Here is a 23,162-nt window from a genome sequence, read left to right as displayed (position 1 = left end):
TTATGAAAAGCGGACTGTATTTTTGGAAGAACAGCAGAAAACCCAGTAAAACCATGGGGATTGTCATCGCGCTCATCATTCTTGTTTTATCAGGGGGCGCTGCCGGGTGGTATTACCTGATTTATACGCCTCATAAACAGCATGAGGAAGAACTCAAAAGAAAAGAACAGGCTATTCAGGATAATATATTACAAGTTGCGAGTTTCTATGATAGTAATTTATCTGGAGGGAGTATTGATCGCCTTGATCTTTTGCTTTTTGAAATATATAAAAGCAGGACGAAACTCAGCCTATCTGGGTACGACGAAAATTCTGTGAATTGTACAACTTCTGGTTGTACATTCAACTATGCCATTCATCAAGGTCATGTTTTTAGTCTTCAAAATAAAGAGTTTTGGGGAAGCGATTTTTCAGGTAGTTTTTCAGAAAAAGAAGTTAGTTTTTCAGATATACCTTCCAAGTTAAACAGTAATGTTTTGCTCGATAAATATAAAGCTAACGAAGATGTCAACGTGGCTGAATGTGGGAGAATGCTTAATTATATCTATTCTTTAAATTCTTCCGGAATAATTTCAGGGGTTTTTGAAATTGTAGCACCTCCAGCATCAAGCGTCATTGAAATTGAAAAAGAACTTGGTGTCAGGGGGAAATATTACGGTTTACTTTTTGGTTCATGGAAGATGGAAACTAAAGATAATAGTATCTCTCATTTGATCAGCATTTTTGACGGTCAGGCATTCCGTGACGATTTTCTTGTTAAAAATATCGAAATTAAATTGGGCACTGTCAGCATTTCAGGAGACTTTGTATGCAAAACTGGAAGTTAACTTTTTCTTTACTGCTGGTGTTAAACCCAGTTTCATTTCAAATTTATGCTGCTGAATCTTCGGTGAATCCGGCAGAACCTGCGAATACGGCTGAAAGTATCCCAACGCCTGTACAGGAACATATTATTCAGATGATGCAGAATGATATTACCTTCGATGCACAAAAAAGGGAATTATCGAATGAGCTTGAGCTAGAAAAAATTCGCAGTGAAATAAATAAGTTAAAAGAGGATAACGAACCTATATCCGTTGAGCCGGTGCGTGCTCCGGAGTCCGTTCAGCCCGATGTTCAACCTGTTGAAACTGTAGAAGCTGTGGCATTGCCAAAAGTCGTGCTGGTTTCTGAAATTGCCGGCGTGTCACGGGTGGCTGTGTCCTCTGGTGATGGCGTTAAAATGGTCAGGCTGAACGAGAAATTTACCCAGGAAGGGCATCAGTTTATCGTTTCCAATTCCGGACGAGGGATGCCAACTGTGAGGGAAATCACTAAGTGAGTTTAGGTGTTATTTATTTGGATAATGACGCTATTCTCAATGGTGAATGGCGTTTTACTGAGTATGCAGAAGATCTCATTACTGCTGAGAGTCAGGATGGGGAATATTTACTCACGCGTTCAACTTTACTTGAAAAACTCGCCACACTTGATAGTGATCTTTATCAGCTTAAAACGTTCTATGAATGTGATGTGTGCGGCGTCGCTATCATCAGTGAGGACGATTACTTTATTGTCCTTGAGCAAACGTCGGTTAACCGTAGAAAGCTGACACTTATTGATAACAGTGATATTCAAAACTCACTGGAGAAGTTGTTACTGAACGCTGTTAATTTAGGCGCAAGCGACCTGCATATTACCCGTAACGATAATATTGCTCAGGTAGAGTTCAGAATAAATGGTGTGCTGAGCGTCTTCACCCAGATGAAATCTGACAGGTGCGATGAGCTGGTCTTCGTTTTATATAATGTGGAGGCCAGTACCAAAGATACCACCTGGAACCGGGCTATACCGCAAAGCGCAAACATTCTGTATACACTGGCGAATAAAAACTACCGTTTCCGCTATGCTCATTTCCCCATTTTCGGTGAAACGGCGGGTTGTTACCATGCGGTATTACGTATTATCCCTTCGGGTATACAAAAGGGCGCCATCGCCAGCCTGGATAAATTAGGTGTTAATAACGAGGAGTTGACTGACCTCAAAAAAATTCTGAGCAATCCTTACGGTGCTTATATTATCGCAGGGACGACCGGTTCAGGTAAGTCAACCACGTTGAAGAATTTAATGGAGTGGCTGCAAATTAACCGGTATGACGACCGTGGTTGTTTTCTTACCGTCGAGGATCCGGTTGAGTATCAGATTTATGGCGCGAAGCAAAGCTCAGTGCTGAATGCTGAAGGCGGCGGTTTTCATCTGGCGATAAAATCCGCATTGCGTCGCGACCCTGATGTATTGATGGTCGGGGAAATACGCGACACCATTTCCGCTAACGCACTTGCCGGTGCTGTAGAAAGCGGACACTACTGTTTTACCACCGTACATGCAGGGAATATTGTTTCCTTATTGCAACGTTTATCCGCGTTAGGGATTACCAGCGATAAGCTTTCGACGCCAGGTTTTGTTGCAGGCTTGCAGTGTCAGAAACTGGTTCCGGTAATCTGTGAGCACTGTAAAGTCAGCCGCGAGATGATTCTTCTTGATCGCCATTTTAATGTTTTTTCGCGCAGTAATGATGGGTGTGTACGATGTAATCATACCGGTATTTCCGGGCGTCAGCTGGTTCTTGAATATATGCGCCCTGGCTATGAAGAACTTGAAGCCATTGCGAAGCAGGAGTGGTTAAGAGTTTATACAATCTGGCGTGAAAAGCGTAAAAGAAAAGCTTCGCTTTCAGAAGGTTTCGAAATTAAAGAAAAAGTCATGGCGAAAGTGCTTGCAGGTAAAGTCTGCGCTTCCTGGTTTGAAATGGAGTTCGGTGAGCTTGAAAGTGAAAGCCTGGAGGTGATCCTTGAGAAAATTTAGTAAAAAGCATCGTCTTTATTTATACCAGTTCTGCTCTGATATGATTAACGCGGACTTGCCCCTTTATGAGTCACTGTTAAAACTTCAGGTGGAAAGCCAGTTATTACTCGGGAAATCATTTGGTATCAAACTCCAGTTTTTAATTTCGAAAATGAAGGGCGGTATTTCGATTGCTTCGGTGTTTCAGGATCTTGTACCGCGCGATGAACTGAGTATTATTCATGCCTCCGAGCGCAGTGGCGGGTTAGCTGACGGATTTATGACGTTGGTGAATATTATTGAGTACAATGATTTGTTAATGAAAAAACTGATATCAGCCGTGACCTTTCCTATAATTATGATGGTATTGGCGCTGGGCGTAATTACCGGTTATGCGCTCAAGGTGTTTCCTGCTTTTGCCGATGTCGTGCCTATTGAGCACTGGCCGGTGATAACGCAGCGGTTATTTAATTTTGGTACGGCGTTATTTCACGGGTTATGGCTTTTTATTATTTTGGGTTTTGTCGGTGTGTTTTTTTTGATGCGCTTTATGATGGCTAATTTCACCGGTGACTTGAGAAACAGATACCTCGATAAAATCATGCCCTTTTCAACATTTAAGCAAATATCGGCATCTGTTTTTCTGAACAACCTTGCCAGAATGTTGAAAAATAACATTCCGATTAATGACAGCCTCAACATACTGGCACTTAACGCTAACCGCTGGTTAAAGTCCCATGTGGATACCATGCTATTGAAAATGACCTCGGGGGAAAACTACGGTGACTCATTAAACACCGGCCTGTTCGGTGCAGAAGAACTACTCAATATTACACTGTATTCGAGCTTACCTTCTTTTAATGATGTATTGACTGCGGTATCTGACAAGTCGAGGGTGAAAATTCAGGAGTATATTGTCAAGGTTTCGGGGCTGTTAAAAGCGCTTTCAACATTAATTCTGGGTGGTTGTGTGATTTGGGTGTTTCTGTCGTTGTATGCGCTGACAGACGCAATTTCTAAAATGTCGCAATATTAATAATTTTATAAGGATATTTATTATGAAAATCAACAGACGTCTTAGTAAGAAAAAAACGCTGGCAGTTGTTATCTCTGCGCTAATAGGTATAAGTACTTCAGGTATGGCGTACTCAGCAAAGACAGATCCTGCAACCACTGAAAAAGGCGGAAGTTTTACCTACATCACGCCAGCAGGAGGGGCTATTAGTGAATGCGCAAGTCCTTATGAATCTTTTGCGATCACCTTTATAAATGAGACTGAAGAGTATAAACCCGGTCATGGGTTTGCAATGGCTTATAATATTTTTTATATGGTAGATGATAGCCGTCCTTATAGAGGAAATTATATCCGTGTAGAAAATGATCGGAACGTTTACCCATGGGAGGATAAAAAATATCCTGATGCAGAGTATGCGGCAGCAAATGGCAATAAAAACTATGTTGATTGGGGTGCAATTGGCGGGTTTAGAACTCAAAATAACAATGCATTTATGCCAGTCAGAGTTGGCGAAAATTCAAAGATGGACGCCTTCGGATCATTTGGTGAGATGTTTAAGCGAATTTATGGGACTGAAGCTAAAGTAATGACAGCTTATCTACCTAATGGCAAGGCTGATATCACCGGGAATTCAAGTAAAGTCACGGTGAGAATGCCTCTAAGAAGCTATAAACGACTCTATATTACTGGAAACCCCTCCTATGGTGCTGCGGTGTTAAATACCCCTAGCTCGTATTATTTAGACGAGCAACAAGACACTGTTCCTGGATCATCACAACTAAGTTTCTCGTTCGACTTCTGGGCACCTGAGCCTGGGGTTGGGAAAGGTTATCTTGGAGAGGTCATTGCGTTGACGCCTACTTCGGGTGGTATCTTTGATCGTTACCCGGGTAAAGGACAGTCCGGTGGGGGCACCCCGTGGCATCCCCTAAAAACTTTCCCAGATTTTTCAACTATAGATTTACGCACTGTTGATGAGATCGTTATAACCTCCCGCGGCTCAGATTTTTCTAAATGGGATAAAACTAATCCTGTATATTGGAGCGATTTAGGTAAATTAGATAAAGTTTTTGAAAATACTGATGTTGAAATAAAATATTTAAAACACCACTTTACCGGGAAAAATACTACTTGTAATTAATCATAAGAACTTATAGCACTGGAAATAGTATGGCTGAATTTATTTTGTTTTCAAGTTACCCGATATTTGCCTTGATCGTGGGGTTAGTGATTGGGAGTTTCCTCAATGTGGTGATTTATCGGCTGCCGCTGATGGTTCTTGCACACTATGAGGAAGAGACCACCACCGGCGTATTTAACCTCTGGTGGCCCCCTTCCCATTGCCCGGAATGTGATAAGCCAATATTGAAACGCGATAATATTCCTGTATTCAGCTGGCTATGGCTTAAAGGGAAATGCCGGTTCTGCGGAACCGGTATTTCCGTCCAGTATCCGATATCGGAAGCGATTGTGGGTATCTGGTTTACATTAATGGCATTGCACCTGGTTCCGCGTATCAGCGTGAGTGAGTTCGTCTTCTGTATGGGTTTCTTTTGTATTTTATATACGCTGGCGATGATAGATCTCAAAAGTATGCTTCTGCCCGACTCACTGGTCTTTATGTTGTTATGGGGCGGAGTGCTGGCTTCCGTGCTTGATATCATCCCGGTGAAACCGCAGCAGTCTGTGCTGGGCGTTATTACCGCCTGGGCGGTGATGTACGGTGTGATGACGTTATATAAAAAATTCCGCGGTCATGATGGGCTGGGTAACGGCGATGTAAAACTCTATGCGGCGGTATCCGCCTGGTTAGGATTAGATTTATTGCCGGAATTAATTTTAATTTCTTCTGTCGTCGGCGGATTTTTCTATCTGGCGGCATGGGGATATTACGAGAAAATCCTGCATGTTTCTGACAGCCCGTTTACCCAGGAGAATAAGTATATTCCCTTCGGCCCGGCGATTGCTCTGGCGGGTTTGATCCTTTTCCATATCTGCATTGTCCCCTGATGACATTGTGGAAAGGGTGCCTTTGGGGCGTGTTGATTTGTTCGCAGTGGGCGGTGGCGGGCCCGAAAGGGCATAAGCTTAAACCGGCTTCAGCCCAGCATGTCAGCAGACAAATTTCACTCGCCCCTCCTTTACTGATCCCTATGCAGGTGACTTCCGGGTTCGGGCGGCGTTTCCACCCGGTCACGGCGCGCTATGCTGAGCATCACGGCACGGATTTTCAGGCTCCGATGTTCAGCAAAGTGGCGTCCGTTCAGGATGGAACCGTGACACAGGTGGCTGGCGATCCGATTTCCGGGCGATATCTGGTGATTACCCATAAAAACGGCTGGGTCAGTAAGTATTTGCATCTGAGCAGCATTAAGGTGCATGCCCGGCAAAAAGTGTCGAAGGGCGATATTATTGCGCTTTCCGGCGCATCGGGGCGGACGACCGGCCCGCATCTGCATTTCGAATTAAGCTATAACGGAAAGCTTATCAACCCGGCAACGCTGTTATTCTCAGGAAAATCGGGTTCATCAGGCTTTACAGTCGCCCCGGCGAATGAAACCCAGCCAGCCGCTCCCGCCAAAATTCAGCCTCCGCCACTGCCGAGAATTGTGCTGGTTTCAGGAAAAGCAGGCAGAATGAAAATTGGCGTTAAAAAAGGCAATAAACTGATCTTCGCTCAACCCGGTGACAAAGTTTTTAATAACTTCAGAATAGTCAGCCGCGGCAAGCGTTATGCGCTGGAAAAAATTCTCAACGCCAGTTAACACGCCATTTCAAAATCGCTGATCTGGCCGTACAACTGTTTGCCAATCATTCTCCCTGCTGTTAATTTCCTTCTATTACAGATTTTAAAGAGTGGTTTATAACCGCTCTTTTTTCATATCCGCAAGATAAGGCAAGCACAGTGAGCACGCTCGAACACTATATCGGTAATACCCCTCTGGTCAGATTACAGCGGCTGACTGCCGGGCTGGATAGCGAGATTTGGGTCAAACTGGAAGGCAATAATCCTGCCGGCTCAGTCAAAGACCGCGCAGCACTGTTTATGATTGAGCAGGCAGAAAAGCGTGGTGAAATCCGCCCCGGCGATACGCTGATTGAAGCCACCAGCGGCAACACCGGTATTGCACTGGCGATGATTTCCGCACTTAAAGGCTACAAACTGAAATTGCTGATGCCGGAAAACATGAGTCTTGAGCGCCAGGCCTCTATGCGCGCTTACGGCGCTGAGTTGCTGCTGGTCAGCCGGGCGCAGGGCATGGAAGGCGCACGGGACCTCGCCCTGGAGATGGAGAAGCAGGGGCAGGGGAAAGTGCTGGATCAGTTCAATAATCCCGACAATCCCCTCGCGCACTTCACCACCACCGGCCCTGAAATCTGGCAGCAGACTCACGGGCGTGTGACGCATTTTGTTTCCAGCATGGGCACCACCGGCACCATCACCGGCGTCAGCCGCTATTTGCGCAGCCAGAGTGCCGCCGTCACGATTGTCGGGCTGCAACCGTCTGAGGGCAGCAGCATTCCGGGTATCCGCCGCTGGCCCGCTGAGTATATGCCGGGCATTTTCAAACCTGATCTGGTTGATGACGTAATGGATATGGGCCAGACAGAGGCAGAAGAGACTATGCGGGCTCTGGCACGTGAAGAAGGGCTTTTCTGCGGCGTCAGCTCCGGCGGTGCCGTGGCAGGCGCGTTGCGCGTGGCAAAAAGCCAGCCGGGCAGCGTGGTCGTTGCCATCATCTGCGATCGTGGCGACCGGTATTTATCTACTGGCGTTTTTGATGTCTGATTCTATATTCAGCTGATGAATGTAAAATTAGAGTAAAAGCGGCTGCGAATTGCAGGCTTAGTGGTAAAAATGACCAAAATTTTAGTCAGGCGGAAAAATAATGAAAATTTTGTTAGTCGATGACGATCTTGAACTGGGCACCATGCTCAGTGAATACCTGATTGCCGAAGGCTTTGATGCCTCTCTGGTTCTGACCGGTAAAGCGGGTGTGGAAGGCGCAATGTCTGGCGAATACACCGCGATGATCCTCGACATCATGTTACCGGACATGAGCGGTATCGATGTCCTGCGTCAGGTGCGCAAGAACAGCCGTCTGCCGATCATCATGCTGACCGCCAAGGGCGATAACATTGATCGCGTGATCGGCCTGGAAATGGGTGCGGATGATTACATGCCAAAACCGTGCTATCCGCGCGAACTGGTGGCCCGTCTGCGTGCGGTGTTGCGTCGTGTGGAAGAACAGCAGGAATCGCACTCTGATTCCTCTTCGGTCAACTACGGCGATCTGACGCTCAACCCTGCCACCCGCAGCAGTGAATGGCGCGGCGTGTCTTTCGACCTGACGGCCTCTGAGTTCAATCTTCTCGAACTGCTGTTACGTTCCCCGGAACGTGTGGTGTCAAAAGATGAATTGTCGGAAAAAGGGCTGGGGCGTCCGCGTGAAGCTTATGATCGCAGCATCGACGTGCACATCAGCAATATCCGTCAGAAACTCGGTTCACTGGACGGTGGTGACATTCTGACTATTGAGACGGTGCGCAGCATTGGTTACCGGATCCGATAAACGTATGCGCGGAAGGCTGTTCTGGAAAATCCTTTTAGGATTTTGGTTTACCTTCGTTGCCATCACCCAGGGCCTTTGGGTGGTTTTCGCCTTTTATAACCCGCATGAGCCGCCGGAAAGTGGTATCGCCCGGCGCTTTGTCAAACTGCAAATCAATTCGGCTGTCTCCACGCTGCACACCGGCGGAATGCCTGCGCTGAATAATATGATGGCAAACTGGCCGGAGAGCGATCGCCAGTTGTTTTCGGTGACGCCTTCGCTGCTGCCTGCACAGGGCGACACCGTGGAGGATTTAGAGCCGGGGAAAATCCCTCACGAAGTGGTGGAATTCGTACAGGGGCCGAACGGGCAGGGCTATCGCCTGCGTTATGATGTGCAGGGATTGATGCACGAATACCGGCCGCAGCGCCACCGGGATTTACTGAATATGCCCCCGCCGCTGTTGTGGCTCGGCGGTCTGGGCGGGTTGCTGTTCAGCGCCGTGCTGGCCTGGAACCTGACGCGGCCGATGCTGCAAATGCGTAAAGCCTTTGGTCGGGTGGCGCAGGGCGATCTCTCGGTGCGTCTGTTCTCCAGTATGGGAAAACGCCACGATGAGCTTTCCGAAGTGGCGCGTGATTTCGATGCCATGGCCGAACGTTTGCAGGTGCTGGTCAAAGCGCGTGAAGAACTGCTGCATGATGTGTCGCACGAGCTGCGTTCTCCGCTGGCGCGTTTGCAACTGGCGATCGGGCTGGCGCGGCAAAATCCTTCCAACGTAGAAACATCGCTGAGCCGTATCGAACACGAAGCAGGGCGCCTGGATAAGATGATCGGCGAACTGCTGGCGTTATCGCGCACAGAAAGCAGTGAAATCCCTGATGAAGAGTATTTCGACCTGTACGGGCTGGTAGAGGCCGTGGTCAATGATGCGCGTTATGAAGCGCAGCTGCCGGGCGTGGAGATCGTGATGTCGCCTGAGACGCCGGACAGCGCGGATTACACGGTCAAAGGAAATGCGGAGCTGATGCGTCGCGCGGTCGATAATGTGGTGCGTAACGCGCTTCGTTTTTCGGCGCGGGGGCAAACCATCACGGTTTCTCTGGCGCATCTCGAAGAGTATTTGCAGATTGAAGTGGCCGATCAGGGGCCGGGCGTGGAAGAAGATAAGCTGTCGAGTATTTTTGACCCGTTCGTGCGCGTGAAGTCGCCGCTTTCAGGCAAAGGCTACGGGCTGGGGCTGGCGATCACCCGCAAGGTGATGGTTGCCCACGAAGGGAAGGTTGATGCGCGTAATGCGCACCCTCACGGGCTGGTGATCAGCCTGCAGGTGCCGCACTGGAAGCTCTGAAACGGCGGTTTGCGGGCGGGAAAGTCCCGCCAGATTACAGAATTGCAGACATAAAAAAACGGCGCCTGAGCGCCGTTTTTCTTTCTTATCGCTAAGCGAATTACTTCTTGATGCGGATAATTGGGGTTTCGCCCACTGTCACGCTACCAGTCAGTTTAATCAGCTCTTTGATCTCGTCCATGTTAGAGATAACAACCGGAGTCAGGGTAGACTTCGCTTTCTCTTCCAGAAGAGCCAGATCAAACTCGATAATCAAATCACCTTTCTTCACACGTTGGCCTTCTTCAGCGATGCGTTTGAAGCCTTCGCCTTTCAGTTCCACCGTATCGATACCGAAGTGAACAAACAGTTCGATGCCACTGTCGGATTCGATTGAAAAAGCATGGTTAGTTTCAAAGATTTTACCGATAGTACCGTCAACCGGAGCAACCATTTTGTTGCCCGTTGGTTTGATAGCAATACCGTCGCCGACGATTTTCTCAGCGAAAACAACGTCTGGCACATCTTCAATGTTGACAATTTCACCAGAAATTGGCGCTACGATTTCAATAGTGCCAACGTCTTTTTTATCATCAGAAACCAATGATTTCAGTTTATCGAACAAACCCATGATCTTCTCCTAAGCATTAATTTGGGCAGCTTTACAGCATCGCGCAATTAGCAGAGTGTTTTTTCTTCAATGAACTTGTTGACCAGGTTCATCAACTCTTGCGCCGTAGGTTGAGCCAGAGCCTCATCTGCCAGCGCTTTCACATCTTCGAAGTTTGTATTGCGAATAATTTTCTTGATGCGTGGGATAGAGATAGCACTCATGCTGAACTCATCTAACCCCATGCCCAATAGAAGAAGTGTAGCACGTTCGTCACCGGCTAGCTCGCCGCACATCCCTGTCCATTTACCGGCAGCATGAGATGCGTCAATAACTTGCTTGATTAAGCCAAGTACAGACGGAGACATTGGGTTGTAAAGATGAGATATCAGCTCGTTACCGCGATCCACAGCCAAAGTATACTGGGTGAGGTCGTTTGTACCAATACTGAAGAAATCGACTTCTTTTGCAAGATGGTGAGCAATCACGGCCGCGGCCGGAGTTTCTACCATCACGCCAACTTCGATAGTTTCATCGAACGCCTGGCCTTTCTCGCGCAGCTGGACTTTCAGCATTTCGAGTTCTGCTTTCAGTTCACGCACTTCTTCAACAGAAATGATCATCGGGAACATGATGCGCAGTTTACCGAACGCAGAAGCACGCAGAATACCTTTCAGCTGGTCGTGAAGAATTTCTTTACGGTCCAGACAGATACGGATTGCACGCCAGCCCAGGAACGGGTTTTCTTCTTTTGGCAGGTTCATGTACGGCAGGTCTTTATCACCGCCGATGTCCATGGTACGTACGATAACAGCTTGTGAACCCATCGCTTCAGCAACGGCTTTATAGGCCTGGAATTGCTCTTCTTCGGTAGGCAGGCTGTCACGGTCCATGAACAGGAATTCGGTACGATACAGGCCGACACCTTCAGCGCCATTGCGCTCTGCACCGGCGACGTCGCGCACGGTACCGATGTTGGCACAGACTTCAACCTGATGACCGTCCAGCGTAATCGCAGGCAGATCTTTCAGCTTGGTCAGTTCGTCTTTTTCAGAGATGTACTGGTTCTGAACCGCTTTCAGCTGGTCAATAATATCCGCCGTCGGGTTGACGTAGATTTTATTGTTCACGGCATCGAGGATCAGATAGTCATCGTTTTTGACTTGTTTGGTCACGTCGCTGGTACCTACGATAGCAGGCAGTTCCAGTGAGCGGGCCATGATAGAGGTGTGAGAAGTACGGCCACCTAAATCAGTAATAAAGCCGAGCACCTTGTTCAGGTTCAGCTGTGCTGTTTCTGACGGCGTCAGATCGGTCGCAACCAGAATCACTTCGTCCTGGATGGAGCTCAGATCGACAATCGCCATGTCCAGAATGTTGCGCAGAAGACGTTTACCGATATCACGCACGTCAGCCGCACGTTCTTTCAGGTATTCATCATCAAGCTCTTCCAGGGCTTTCGCCTGGCCTTCAATCACCGAGTAAGCCGCTGCGTCAGCAGAAGCGTGCTCGTCTTTGATGAGGGCTATGATTTCCTGCTCAAGCTCTTCGTCTTCCAACAACATGATGTGGCCTTCGAAGATGGCTTCTTTCTCTTCACCGAAGGTCTCACCGGCTTTGGTCTTGATCACTTCCAGCTGGGCAGATGCTTTCGCACGGCCAGTAAGGAAACGTTCAACTTCCTGATCAACGTGATCGGGAGAGATTTTTTTCCGGTTGATGACAATTTCATCTTCTTTCAACAGAAGTGCTTTGCCGAAAGCGATACCGGGAGATACTAAAATGCCTGAAATCATAACCCTACCTTTCTCTTGACTGGTTTAAACTATATAAGAGCGGCTGTTGTTACTCGAGCTCTGCCATCAGTTTTACCAAGTGTTCAACGGCTTTCTGCTCGTCTTCACCTTCAGCTGAGAGGGTCACAACGGTACCTTGGGTCAGGCCCAAAGTTTGCAGTTTAAACAGACTTTTAGCGCTGGCGCTTTTACCGTTTGAAGTCACGGTGATGTCAGAAGTGAAACCTTTCGCTTCTTTCACGAATTGTGCCGCCGGGCGAGTGTGCAGACCATTAGGTGCAGTGATAGTAACTTCTTGCTGGAACATTGTTGTTTCCCCAACTTATTAAAGTAATGTTGTGGAGCTAAAGTTTAGCGTACTGGCTTCACTTTGGCCTGAGAGATTCGCGCCTGACTATGGTTCAGGGGCAGGTTCTGATGCAACAGAAAAGAGAAAATAGCGCACTCTGCGATAAAACTCTTTGCCCTAGATCTAGGCTTTCCTGTTATCACCCCATTATGCCGTCTTTTTCCCCCTTGTAACAAATCGGTAAATCGATTCAGCGGGAGGCGGGGTGGAAGCGATTAATTTCGCGCACCGAAATAATTGTCCGGTTAAATACTAAACCTGGCGGGTAAAATCAATGGCAGAGTGGTGTAAAGTTTGACGCAGCCCACAAAAAAGCACCCGTTAAGGTGCTTTTTTAATCGATTTCAAGGATGTGGCATTATTGTTGCAATTCTTTTTCAGTGAACAAATCTGCAAATAATGCGGTACTCAGATAGCGCTCACCGGAAGACGGTAAAATCACCACGATGGTTTTGTCGGCAAAGTCGGCTTCTTCAGATAATTTCACTGCGGCGGCGACGGCTGCACCGGAAGAAATACCGGCCAGAATCCCTTCTTCTTCCATCAGGCGGCGTGCCATCTGAATGGATTCATCATTTGTGATCAGCGTCACACGGTCCAGCAGTTCTAAATCCAGATTTCCCGGAATAAAACCGGCACCAATGCCCTGAATTTTGTGCGGACCAGGTTTCACTTCTTCGCCGTTAAGCGTCTGGGTGATAACAGGGGAATCGGTTGGCTCCACGGCCACCAGCGTCACGCTGCTTTTTTTGCTTTTCAGATAACGGCCCGTCCCGGTGATGGTACCGCCGGTGCCGACGCCAGCAATCAGTACATCCACGTCGCCGTCGGTGTCTTCCCAGATTTCAGGACCGGTAGTTTGTTCGTGAATGGCCGGGTTCGCCGGGTTGCTGAACTGCTGAAGGATCAGATAACGCTGCGGATCGCTGGCCTGAATTTCTTCCGCTTTGGCGATCGCCCCTTTCATGCCTTTTGCGCCTTCGGTCAGCACCAGATTGGCACCGAGGGCTTTGAGCAACTTGCGGCGTTCCACGCTCATGGTTTCAGGCATAGTCAGCGTCAGTTTGTAACCGCGCGCGGCGGCGACGTATGCGAGAGCGATACCCGTGTTGCCGCTGGTAGGTTCAACCAGTTCGATATCTTTGGTCAGAATCCCGCGTTTTTCGGCGTCCCAAATCATGTTGGCACCGATACGGCACTTCACACTGAAGCTCGGGTTACGCGACTCGACCTTAGCCAGGATACGTCCATTACCGATACGGTTCAGGCGAACCAGTGGCGTATGGCCGATTGTTAATGAATTGTCTTCATAGATCTTGCTCATAACCCGTCCTTTAACTGTATGAAATATCCACGGTGTGAAGCTTTCAACACTCTGAAATTAGTGGGAATCAGAAAAGCATACGCGAACGGCTTTTCGAGTGAAGTAAGCTTTTGGTATTTGGTATATCGATAGGTTATTAAGAAATAAGTTTGAAGCGCAAAAGTCAAGTGAAGCGAACAGCCGCGCAGGGCGGCTGTTGAAATAAAAGGCTGTTAAAACAAGTGCTGACGCGGCTCAGCCACGCGTCGGATTGACGTCGCGGTTGTTTCGGACATACAGATCCCGGTAACGATCGCACCACATCGCCGTCGCACCGCACACGGCAACCGGCAGGATCACCAGATTCAGCACCGGTATCATGGTAAACAGGCTGACCAGCGCGCCAAACTGCATGTTGTCGATCTTGTTTTTACCGAGCGACCGCCGCATATCGGCAAAACTGACTTTATGATTATCAAAAGGATAGTCACAGTATTGGATCACCACCATCCAGGCGCTGAACAGGAACCAAAGCACCGGTGCCGCGGTCTGACCTATCACCGGAATGAAATACAGTGCGAAAAGCAGCAAAGCACGCGGCAGGTAATACGCCAGCTTCTGCCATTCGCGTTTCATGATGCGTGGCAGATCTTTCATGATGTCCCAGATGCCGGTATCCGGTGGGGCTTTGCCGGTCAGGCGCGCTTCAAGTTGTTCGGAAAGCAGGCCGCTGAAGGGCGCGGCAATCAGGTTGGCCAGGGTGCTGAAGAAATAGCTGAACACCAGCACCACGGAAATCACCGCCACCGGCCAGATCAGATAATCCAGCCAGCTGAGCCAGCCGGGAATGCGGCTCATCATCGCCGGGATCCATTCTCCCAGTTTGCTGAACAGCCACCAGAAGGCTCCGCCCATCAAAATCACGTTGACGGCGAGGGGCAAAATCACAAAACGTCGGATCCCTGGTAAGGAAATGAGCGTCCAGCCCTGTTTGAAATAATGCACGCCATTGTGTTGTCCGGCGCCTGGTGATGAAGTCATGGATGAAATTTTCTCTCTGAGTTGAATGACATGGACTATCATATCGGTATGATTTTCCACTGGCTAGCCGCGTATTGGCGGAAAAAACAGCAAAAAAAGGTGCGACTACCATGTTTATTAGCAGAAAGTAGAGTCCAGACTTGCACTTATCTACGTGGGCAAATAGAGTTAAACATGTGAATGTTTGCCGTGGTGGCAATGAATTAGAACAACAGAGATAGCAATGATGCAGGATTTGCGTCTGATATTAATCGTTGTTGGCGCGATCGCCATAATAGCGTTGTTATTGCACGGTTTGTGGACCAGCCGTAAAGAACGCTCTTCGCTGTTTCGTGATCGTCCAGCTAAACGAATGAAAAAAGAACGGGACCAGTCTCCGTCGGATGATTTTGTCGATGGAGTGGGGGAAGTGCGCGTGCGTCCTGCTTATCCTCAGGATGAACCGACTTTTGGTCAGTATGATGAGCCAGAACAGGCTGCACCGCCACGTCAGCCACAGGTTCAGCCTGTGCAGCCAGCGCCAGCCCCTGCTGCTCGTCAACCGCAACCCGCTCAGCCCCAACACACTGCTGTTCAGGAAGATCCGCTGTTAAGTGGTTATTCTGCCGCTGAGCCTGACGTCGCATCCCGCCGCGAACCTGCGGTCGATTTTGCGCCTTCAGCACCAGTGAGAACGCAGGCACCGGTTCCTCCGCAGGAGATTCATGCGGATGCAGCCCCTGCGGCGAAAGCAGAGCCTCAGTCGTCAGCTTTTGCGCCTGCTGAGCCAGATGCACCGGCAGAAAAAGCGAAGCTGAAAGAGACGGTTCTGGTGCTGCACGTTGCTGCACATCAGGGCGGCGTTATCGGCGGCGAAGTGTTGCTCAACAGCGTGCTTCAGTCGGGCTTCCAGTTTGGTGCCATGAATATTTTCCATCGTCACGTCAGCCCTGCGGGCAGTGGTCCGGTGTTGTTCAGTCTGGCAAATATGGTCAAACCGGGTTCATTCGACCCTGACAATATGTCCGACTTCTCCACACCAGGAATTACGTTGTTCATGATGGTGCCTTGCTTTGGCGACGCGCATCAGAACTTCAAACTGCTGTTGCAGTCTGCCCAGCGCATTGCCGATGATGTCGGTGCGATGGTGCTTGACGATGAGCGTCGTATGATTACGCCGCAGAAGCTCGAAACCTATAAAGCGCGGATCCGTGAGGTCCTCGAGGCGACTGCCTGACTCAGGCGGTTGTGACATCCCCTATCTCCTGACCCCCGCTTGCGGGGGTTTTTTATCTCCACGGTGAGTCATGGCCACTATCGAAGAACAAATCCACCAATTACGCACTCAGCTGCGCCATCACGAATATCAGTATCACGTTCTTGATGCCCCTGAAGTGCCTGATGCCGAATACGATCGTCTGATGCGCGAACTGCGCGAGCTGGAAACGGCATACCCTGATCTGGTCACCGCCGATTCACCGACGCAGCGCGTCGGTGCCGCGCCGCTTTCTGAATTCGGACAGGTTAAACATCAGGTACCGATGCTTTCTCTGGATAACGTCTTCGATGAAGAGAGCTATCTGGCATTTTATAAGCGTGTTCAGGATCGGCTGAAAACGGCTGAACCGCTGACCTTCTGCTGTGAACTGAAACTCGACGGGCTGGCGGTCAGTCTGTTGTATGAGAACGGTGAACTGGTGCAGGCGGCCACGCGCGGCGACGGCACCACGGGCGAGAACATCACCGCCAACGTGCGCACTATCCGCGCTATCCCGCTACGTCTGCACGGTGACAATATTCCTGCGCGTCTCGAAGTGCGCGGTGAAGTGTTTATGCCGCAGCCGGGTTTTGAAGCGATGAACGAAGAAGCGCGTCGCACTGGCGGCAAGGTGTTCGCCAATCCGCGTAACGCGGCGGCGGGGTCCCTGCGCCAGCTTGATCCGCGTATTACGGCCAAACGCCCTCTGACGTTTCTCTGCTACGGCATAGGCGTGCTGGACGGCGGTGAATTACCCCGCAGCCATTATGAACGTCTGCAACAGCTGAAAGCCTGGGGCCTGCCGGTCAGCGATCGCGTGCGTGTCTGCACCGGCAGCGACGAAGTGGTGGCGTTTTACCGTCAGGTTGAAGCTGACCGCCCAGCGCTGGGCTTTGATATCGATGGCGTCGTTGTCAAAATTGATTCACTGGATATTCAGGAAACGCTGGGCTTTGTGGCGCGTGCGCCGCGCTGGGCGACGGCGTTTAAATTCCCCGCGCAGGAGCAAATCACGCTGGTGAAAGACGTCGAATTCCAGGTTGGCCGGACCGGTGCGATTACGCCGGTGGCACGCCTGGAACCGGTGCTGGTGGCGGGCGTCATGGTCAGTAATGCGACGCTGCACAATGCCGATGAAATCGAGCGTCTGGGCCTGCGCATCGGCGATACAGTTATCGTTCGCCGTGCCGGTGATGTCATCCCGCAGGTCGTTGGCGTGGTGATGGAAGAGCGCCCTGAAAATGCCCGCGAAGTGGTATTTCCGGCGCACTGCCCGGTCTGTCATTCAGACGTTGAACGTGTGGAAGGCGAAGCCGTTGCCCGTTGTACCGGCGGGCTTATCTGTGGCGCACAGCGCAAAGAGGCGCTGAAACATTTCGTTTCCCGCCGCGCGCTGGACGTTGACGGCATGGGCGATAAAATTATCGATCAGCTGGTGGAAAAAGAGTACGTCAAAAATCCGGCGGATCTGTTCCGTCTGACCGCGGGCAAACTTACCGGCCTGGATCGCATGGGGCCGAAATCCGCGCAGAATGTGGTCAGCGCGCTGGAGAAAGCCAAAGAAACCACGCTGGCGCGTTTCCTGTATGCGCTCGGTATCCGCGAAGTTGGCGAAGCGACGGCATCCAATCTGGCTGCACATTATGGCTCAGTGGAAGCGCTGAAAGCGGCGGATATCGAATCCCTGAAAACCGTTCCGGATGTCGGTGACGTGGTGGCGAAACACGTGGTGAATTTCCTGTCGGAAGAGCATAACCAGCAGGTGATCGACGAGCTGCTCAGCCCGGAAATCAACATTCACTGGCCGGAAGTACAGGTGATCGTACCGGAAGAAATCGACAGTCCTTTCGCCGGTAAAACCGTGGTGCTGACCGGATCGCTTTCGATCCTCTCCCGTGACGAAGCCAAAGATCGTCTGACGGCGCTGGGCGCGAAAGTCTCCGGCAGCGTATCGAAGAAAACCGATCTGGTGATTGCCGGTGAAGCGGCGGGATCAAAGCTTGCGAAAGCGCAGGAGCTTGGGATCGCGGTTATCGATGAAGCGGAGATGATCCGCCTGCTGGGTGAATAAGCGATGGAAAAAGAAGATCTGATCCAGATTGCCAATATGGTGATGCCGTTCGGTAAATATGCCGGACGGGTGCTGATCGACTTGCCGGAAGAATATTTGCTGTGGTTCGCCCGCAAAGACGAATTTCCGCAGGGAAAACTCGGTGAGCTGATGCAACTGACGCTGACAATCAAAAGCGAAGGGCTGCAAAGTCTGATTAACCCGCTGCGCCGTAACGGACCGGGGCTGGGTGGAACTGACGACTGAGGTCAGGAAATAAATGAACAAAGGCGCTGATTTCAGCGCCTTTGTTGTTTCTACGATGCCGTAATCTGCGCTGACTTCTGCGCCATGTCCTGCTGTTTTTTCTGATATCTCTTCGCCAGCACCGCACAGGTCATCAGCTGAACCTGATGGAAAATCATCAGAGGCAACACCATCATGCCAATCGCGCTGACCGGGAACAGAATGTTGGCCATCGGGATCCCGTTCGCCAGGCTTTTTTTCGAACCGCAGAACACAATGGTGATTTCATCCGCTTTGCTGAATCCCATCCAGCGAGCCATGTAAGTATTTATCACCAGAATGAAGGCCAGCAGCACCACACTGAACACCACGATAAACAGCAGTGAACCGATGCCGACCTGATGCCAGATCCCCTGAGTGACTGCCTCACTGAAGGCGGTATACACCACCAGCAGGATGGAGGTCTGGTCAGTTTTGCCAATCATCTTACGGTGACGTTCAACAAACCCGCCAATCAGCGGGCGCAACAAATGCCCGGCGATAAAGGGTACCAGCAGTTGCAACACGATGTGGCCGACCTGCTCAAGCCCGTTACCGGTGGTGCCCTGCACATGCATCAGCAGGCTCACCAGCAACGGTGAAACGAAAATCCCCAGCAGGCTTGATGCCGAGGCGCTGCACACCGCCGCCGCCACGTTACCGCCGGCCAGTGAGGTGAACGCGATCGCTGATTGCACGGTGGCAGGCAGAATGCACAGATAAACGAAACCGCTGTAAATCTGCGGGCTGACGTCTACCGGATGCCACCACTGAAACAGCAGGCCGAGCACCGGGAACAGGATAAAGGTGCTGAACATCACCCACAGATGCAGCCGCCAGTTATTGCTGCCCTGAAATATCGCCTCACGCGACAGCTTGGCACCGTGCATAAAGAACAGCAGGCCGATGGCGATAATCGTCAGGTTATTGAAAAAGGCGACAAACATGCCGCTTGCCGGGAGAAATGTCGCCAGCAGCACGGTGGCGATCAGCGTAAGGGTGAAACGGTCGGGTAAGAAACGCATTGTGGTGTCTCAGAAAGGGGTCATATCGTTCCGCTATTCTGAGCCTGTGGGTTACAATTAAAAAATTGATTTATTTAATCCATTAATGCGGAAAATTCATGAATTATTCTCTCCGGCAGCTACGCGTTTTCGTCGCCGTTTCCCGCTACGGCAGCTTCAGCCGGGCAGGGGAAGCCATCGGCCTGAGCCAGTCGGCAGTCAGTCACAGCATGAAAGAGCTGGAAGGGGAGATGGGCGTGCGGCTGCTGGATCGCACCACGCGGGAAGTGGCGCTGACCGATGCCGGGCGGCGTCTCGCAAACCGTGCCGAGCCTCTGCTCGATGAGTTGCACGCGATGCTGCTTGATACGCGAAGTTTCGGCACTCAGCACAATGGTCGCGTGCGGATTGCATCCAGCCAGACCATTTCCGCACAACTGATGCCTCAGTGCATCGCCAGCGGCGAACAGCTTTATCCCGACATTCGTATTTTACTGCGCGATCAGGCGCAGCAACTGGTGCTTAACAGCGTACGTAATGCAGAAGTGGATTTCGGTATTGTGATCGACCCCGGTGCCAGTACGGATCTCGACTGCGAACCGGTACTCAATGAGCCATTTTTGCTGATGTGTCCTGAAGATCATCCGTTTGCCAGCCAGAGCGCCATCAAGTGGAAAGCGTTAAACGGCTGCAAGCTGGTCTTACAGGATTACGCCTCAGGCAGCCGCGTGCTGATTGATAAAGCGCTGAAGTCACAGGGCGTAAAGGCGGAAATCGTTCAGGAGATCGGCCATACCGCGACGCTGTTCCCGATGGTGGAGGCAGGCATTGGCATCAGCGTATTTCCGGCGCTGGCGCTGCCGGTGCCACAGGGGAGCAGGCTGGCTATCCGGCCGCTCGAGCCGGAAATTAACCGCGTGCTGATGCTGGCAAAACGTAAAAACCGCTCGCTGTCTCCCGCCGCGCAGGCCATCTGGCAGGTAGTAAAAGACCAGGCTTTACTGCTGAGTGAAAAACGCAGCCAGCAGGGCATGTTCAAACCCTGACACCATGCTGGCTGTTTCTGACTAACGTCGGTTACACGTAGATATCAATGGCATTGGTGTCAGTTGGCTTATTGACGCCTTCTTCTTTTTTGATGTCAGACGCTTCTTCGGCTTTTTGCTGCTGCTCGAGAGCTTTATCGGCCTGCTGCTGTTGGATCTCCGCAATTTGCTGTTGCAGCATTTCGATTTGTTGCTGTAACAGTTCCTGCTGTTGTTTTACCTGTTCCTTATCGCCGCCTGAACTGCTCAGACTTTTGACCTGCTCGGTCAGTTTCTGAATCTGTTTCGTCAGCTGCGCAATCTGGCTGCTGCTGCCCGCATCGCTGCTGGAGGACGAACTCACCGAACTGCCGGTGGCACTGATTGTGCTCATAATAGCCTCGCTTAGTGTGGATAATTTTTTGCACGTAAGGGTGCTTAAGCGTTATCGGCGGCGATGAGCCGGGCTTTATTGTTTTTGCAGATTTCTTACCCTGTCAGCGCGGCGCTTGCACGACAAGTTCCGGCCACCGCGTCAGCCAGCCTTTGCTGCTGATACGTTCGGCAAACACCGCAGGGATGGCATGACGCGGATTGGGCGTGATAGTGAACGTAAAAAGGGCCTCCAGCCCGAGTGGCGCATTGAGCTCAATTTGCCCTGCAGGGTTCATCCGTGCGCCAATCGCCGTTTCCACTTCAACCCAGTAACTGATGGCCTGCGCGCTGGAAGTATAAGGCGCGTGGCCGTGCCGCTGATGCATCCGCGCCTGATTCTTCACAGACCAGGGCAGGTCGGGTGAGGACTGTAACAGGCGCTGTTCCAGGCGTTGATCCTCCAGGGACGAACAATTCTCTGGACTGAAATACACCACGTCGATGTCGTTGAGCGGTGTCGCCTGATCGTAACCGTGCAGCCGATCCCACACCAGATTGCGTACGAATCCAGCCGCCAGCCAGGCATCGTTAAGCCCCAGTTTACGCACCTCGGTCAGCGCCCGCAGATGCAGTGGCTCTTCTGTGAGCCAGGTGATAATTCGTTGTTCCATCTCTTTCACGCGTCAGTCTCCGGAAGGGGGCGCTCCATTGTAGCCGCATTTCATGACAGCACTCCAACGCACCGTTTCGGATTTTACGGCCACACCGGCGCGCCAAAATGAAGCAAAACGGCGGGCTGAAAGGTGTCAGGCCGCTTCGGCGCGGGATGGCTTAAGTGGTACAGCCTTTGCAGGATCGGATGTGGGCAGAAAGAACGGGCAGCACTGCGGCATTTTCGCTTCCAACAAAAATTGAGTTATCACCGGGCAGGGGATCACACATGCAAACCACGAAAGTCACTCCCGTTTTAAAGCGGACGCTGGGCAGTTTTAAACTCTGGGGCATCGCCGTCGGATTGGTTATTTCCGGCGAGTATTTTGGCTGGAGTTACGGCTGGGCTCAGGCAGGAACTCTGGGTTTTCTCATCACCGCACTGGTGATTGCCGCGATGTATTGCGCCTTTATTTTTAGTTTTACCGAACTCACCACCTCCATTCCTCATGCCGGTGGGCCTTTTGCCTACGCTTATCGCGCCTTCGGCCCCACCGGGGGATTTGTCGCCGGATTCGCCACGCTGGTGGAGTTCGTCTTCGCGCCGCCCGCCATCGCGATGGCGATCGGTGCCTATCTCAACGTACAGTTTCCTGCTATCGAACCCAAATGGGTGGCGGTTGGCGCCTATATCGTCTTTATGGTGCTCAACATTCTTGGCGTGAGCATTGCCGCAACCTTCGAGTTACTGGTCACGCTGCTGGCGATTTTCGAATTGCTGGTGTTTATGGGCGTGGTGGCACCTGGCTTTGAAATGTCGAACTTTATGCACGGCGGCTGGGCGGGCAGCGATACGTTCAGCCCGGCGGCGTTCTCCGGTATTTTTGCCGCGATCCCTTTCGCGATCTGGTTTTTTCTTGCCATTGAAGGGGCTTCGATGGCCGCTGAAGAAGCGAAAGATCCGCAGCGAACCATTCCGAAAGCCTTTATCGGCGGGATCCTGACGCTCACCGTGCTGGCGCTCGGCGTGATGCTGTTTGCGGGTGGCGTGGGCGACTGGACGAAGCTGTCCAATATCAATGACCCGTTACCGCAGGCGATGAAACTGATTGTCGGCAGCGACAGCGGCTGGCTGCACATGCTGGTGTGGCTGGGGCTGTTTGGGCTTATCGCGTCATTCCACGGCATCATTATGGGGTATTCCCGCCAGATTTTTGCGCTGGCTCGCGCAGGGTATTTACCGAAACGGCTGGCGACGGTGAACGCCCGTTTTCAGACTCCGCATCTGGGCATTATTGCCGGTGGCGTGGTGGGCATTGCGGCAATTTTCTCGGATTCTCTGATTGTGATTGGCGGCCAGCCGCTGACGGCAAATATCGTCACCATGTCAGTGTTTGGGGCGATTGTGATGTATATCATTTCAATGGCAGCCCTGTTCAAACTTCGCCGCAGCGAGCCGAACCTGATCCGTCCGTTTCGTGCGCCGCTCTATCCTTTCGCTCCCGCGCTGGCACTGGTGCTGGCGGTGGTCTGTCTGGGGGCTATGATCTATTACAACACGCTGCTGTTTTTAATCTTCGCCGCCATGATGTTGCTGGCTTACGCCTGGTTCCTTCTCACCCATCAGGCACGCCGTGACGCAGCGGAAGACCCGCAGTTACGTGGATTGCGACCGGCATCGGCCAAAATCGGCAAATAACCCGGTTCGCTAAGGA

At 51.0% G+C, this 23,162-nt stretch carries 23 protein-coding genes; 15 read left to right on the top strand and 8 right to left on the bottom strand.

Annotation, left to right across the window (positions count from 1 at the left end):
- Positions 1-2: 2 nt before the first annotated feature.
- The 10 genes from J1779_RS19985 to J1779_RS19940 all read left to right on the top strand — a co-directional run bounded on the left by J1779_RS19985 (position 3) and on the right by J1779_RS19940 (position 9,742).
- Positions 3-827, top strand: a complete 825-nt coding sequence (locus tag J1779_RS19985) for a hypothetical protein (protein ID WP_217204590.1) — start codon at positions 3-5, stop codon at positions 825-827.
- The gene (locus tag J1779_RS19980; RefSeq protein ID WP_217204589.1) at positions 809-1,321 is read left to right on the top strand and encodes a hypothetical protein; all 513 of its coding nucleotides are present in this window, start codon (positions 809-811) and stop codon (positions 1,319-1,321) included. Before J1779_RS19985 ends, J1779_RS19980 begins: the two co-directional genes overlap by 19 nt.
- Positions 1,318-2,844 carry an ATPase, T2SS/T4P/T4SS family gene (locus J1779_RS19975; RefSeq protein WP_338019873.1) on the top strand — a complete coding sequence of 509 codons (1,527 nt, stop codon included), beginning with the start codon at positions 1,318-1,320 and terminating at the stop codon, positions 2,842-2,844. Before J1779_RS19980 ends, J1779_RS19975 begins: the two co-directional genes overlap by 4 nt.
- A complete protein-coding gene (locus tag J1779_RS19970; protein ID WP_217204588.1) occupies positions 2,831-3,859 on the top strand; it encodes a type II secretion system F family protein in 1,029 nt (342 codons plus the stop codon). The genes J1779_RS19975 and J1779_RS19970 overlap by 14 nt, the downstream gene beginning before the upstream one ends.
- A 22-nt stretch (positions 3,860-3,881) precedes the next feature.
- Positions 3,882-4,979, top strand: coding sequence for a hypothetical protein (locus tag J1779_RS19965; RefSeq protein ID WP_217204587.1), 1,098 nt, complete (start codon positions 3,882-3,884; stop codon positions 4,977-4,979).
- A 29-nt stretch (positions 4,980-5,008) separates the two neighbouring features.
- A complete protein-coding gene (locus tag J1779_RS19960) occupies positions 5,009-5,848 on the top strand; it encodes a prepilin peptidase (RefSeq protein ID WP_217204586.1) in 840 nt (279 codons plus the stop codon).
- A 29-nt stretch (positions 5,849-5,877) separates the two neighbouring features.
- On the top strand, positions 5,878-6,603 hold the full coding sequence (locus J1779_RS19955; protein ID WP_217204585.1) for a M23 family metallopeptidase: 726 nt from the start codon (positions 5,878-5,880) through the stop codon (positions 6,601-6,603).
- A gap of 140 nt (positions 6,604-6,743) precedes the next feature.
- Positions 6,744-7,628 carry a cysteine synthase CysM gene (cysM, locus tag J1779_RS19950; RefSeq protein ID WP_217204584.1) on the top strand — a complete coding sequence of 295 codons (885 nt, stop codon included), beginning with the start codon at positions 6,744-6,746 and terminating at the stop codon, positions 7,626-7,628.
- Between the two features lie 100 nt (positions 7,629-7,728).
- Complete coding sequence (locus tag J1779_RS19945) at positions 7,729-8,412, top strand: response regulator transcription factor (protein ID WP_056774073.1); 684 nt, start codon at positions 7,729-7,731, stop codon at positions 8,410-8,412.
- A 4-nt stretch (positions 8,413-8,416) separates the two neighbouring features.
- Complete coding sequence (locus J1779_RS19940; protein ID WP_217204583.1) at positions 8,417-9,742, top strand: HAMP domain-containing sensor histidine kinase; 1,326 nt, start codon at positions 8,417-8,419, stop codon at positions 9,740-9,742.
- A gap of 100 nt (positions 9,743-9,842) precedes the next feature.
- Here the strand turns inward: J1779_RS19940 and crr are convergent, their stop codons facing one another.
- The 5 genes from crr to cysZ form a co-directional block, all read right to left on the bottom strand.
- Positions 9,843-10,352, bottom strand: coding sequence for a PTS glucose transporter subunit IIA (gene crr / locus J1779_RS19935; protein ID WP_056774079.1), 510 nt, complete (start codon positions 10,350-10,352; stop codon positions 9,843-9,845).
- Positions 10,353-10,399: 47 nt separating this feature from the next.
- Positions 10,400-12,127, bottom strand: coding sequence for a phosphoenolpyruvate-protein phosphotransferase PtsI (ptsI, locus tag J1779_RS19930; RefSeq protein WP_056774083.1), 1,728 nt, complete (start codon positions 12,125-12,127; stop codon positions 10,400-10,402).
- 49 nt (positions 12,128-12,176) lie between these two features.
- Positions 12,177-12,434, bottom strand: a complete 258-nt coding sequence (gene ptsH / locus J1779_RS19925; protein WP_003038086.1) for a phosphocarrier protein Hpr — start codon at positions 12,432-12,434, stop codon at positions 12,177-12,179.
- A 400-nt stretch (positions 12,435-12,834) separates the two neighbouring features.
- Positions 12,835-13,800, bottom strand: coding sequence for a cysteine synthase A (gene cysK, locus J1779_RS19920; protein ID WP_056774087.1), 966 nt, complete (start codon positions 13,798-13,800; stop codon positions 12,835-12,837).
- Between the two features lie 234 nt (positions 13,801-14,034).
- Complete coding sequence (gene cysZ / locus J1779_RS19915) at positions 14,035-14,820, bottom strand: sulfate transporter CysZ (protein WP_136376017.1); 786 nt, start codon at positions 14,818-14,820, stop codon at positions 14,035-14,037.
- A gap of 223 nt (positions 14,821-15,043) precedes the next feature.
- Between cysZ and zipA the strand changes: the two genes are divergently transcribed.
- The 3 genes from zipA to J1779_RS19900 all read left to right on the top strand — a co-directional run bounded on the left by zipA (position 15,044) and on the right by J1779_RS19900 (position 18,374).
- Positions 15,044-16,036, top strand: coding sequence for a cell division protein ZipA (zipA, locus tag J1779_RS19910; protein ID WP_122097465.1), 993 nt, complete (start codon positions 15,044-15,046; stop codon positions 16,034-16,036).
- A gap of 70 nt (positions 16,037-16,106) precedes the next feature.
- The gene (gene ligA, locus J1779_RS19905) at positions 16,107-18,128 is read left to right on the top strand and encodes an NAD-dependent DNA ligase LigA (protein WP_056774099.1); all 2,022 of its coding nucleotides are present in this window, start codon (positions 16,107-16,109) and stop codon (positions 18,126-18,128) included.
- Between the two features lie 3 nt (positions 18,129-18,131).
- Entirely contained in the window at positions 18,132-18,374 is a 243-nt protein-coding gene (locus J1779_RS19900) for a DUF3820 family protein (RefSeq protein WP_056774102.1), read from the top strand.
- Positions 18,375-18,424: 50 nt separating this feature from the next.
- On the opposite strand, the gene J1779_RS19895 is transcribed toward J1779_RS19900, so the two are convergent.
- On the bottom strand, positions 18,425-19,417 hold the full coding sequence (locus J1779_RS19895) for a bile acid:sodium symporter family protein (protein ID WP_122097467.1): 993 nt from the start codon (positions 19,415-19,417) through the stop codon (positions 18,425-18,427).
- Positions 19,418-19,515: 98 nt separating this feature from the next.
- On the opposite strand from J1779_RS19895, the gene J1779_RS19890 reads away from it, so the two are divergent.
- Positions 19,516-20,442, top strand: a complete 927-nt coding sequence (locus J1779_RS19890) for a LysR family transcriptional regulator (protein ID WP_122097468.1) — start codon at positions 19,516-19,518, stop codon at positions 20,440-20,442.
- A gap of 31 nt (positions 20,443-20,473) precedes the next feature.
- Here J1779_RS19890 and J1779_RS19885 read toward each other — a convergent pair whose 3' ends face one another.
- Together J1779_RS19885 and J1779_RS19880 are read right to left on the bottom strand one after the other, a co-directional pair.
- Complete coding sequence (locus J1779_RS19885; protein WP_217204582.1) at positions 20,474-20,815, bottom strand: FlxA-like family protein; 342 nt, start codon at positions 20,813-20,815, stop codon at positions 20,474-20,476.
- Between the two features lie 103 nt (positions 20,816-20,918).
- Positions 20,919-21,467 carry a nucleotidyltransferase family protein gene (locus J1779_RS19880; protein ID WP_217204677.1) on the bottom strand — a complete coding sequence of 183 codons (549 nt, stop codon included), beginning with the start codon at positions 21,465-21,467 and terminating at the stop codon, positions 20,919-20,921.
- A 269-nt stretch (positions 21,468-21,736) separates the two neighbouring features.
- Here J1779_RS19880 and eat point away from each other — a divergent pair, with 269 nt between their 5' ends.
- Positions 21,737-23,146 carry an ethanolamine permease gene (gene eat / locus J1779_RS19875; RefSeq protein WP_056774116.1) on the top strand — a complete coding sequence of 470 codons (1,410 nt, stop codon included), beginning with the start codon at positions 21,737-21,739 and terminating at the stop codon, positions 23,144-23,146.
- Positions 23,147-23,162 lie beyond the last annotated feature (16 nt).

This window comes from Rahnella rivi (genome assembly GCF_019049655.1).
Lineage (GTDB): Bacteria > Pseudomonadota > Gammaproteobacteria > Enterobacterales > Enterobacteriaceae > Rahnella > Rahnella rivi.
The sequence above is the reverse complement of the archived record's forward strand: the minus strand, read 5'-3'. Positions and strand labels throughout refer to the sequence as shown.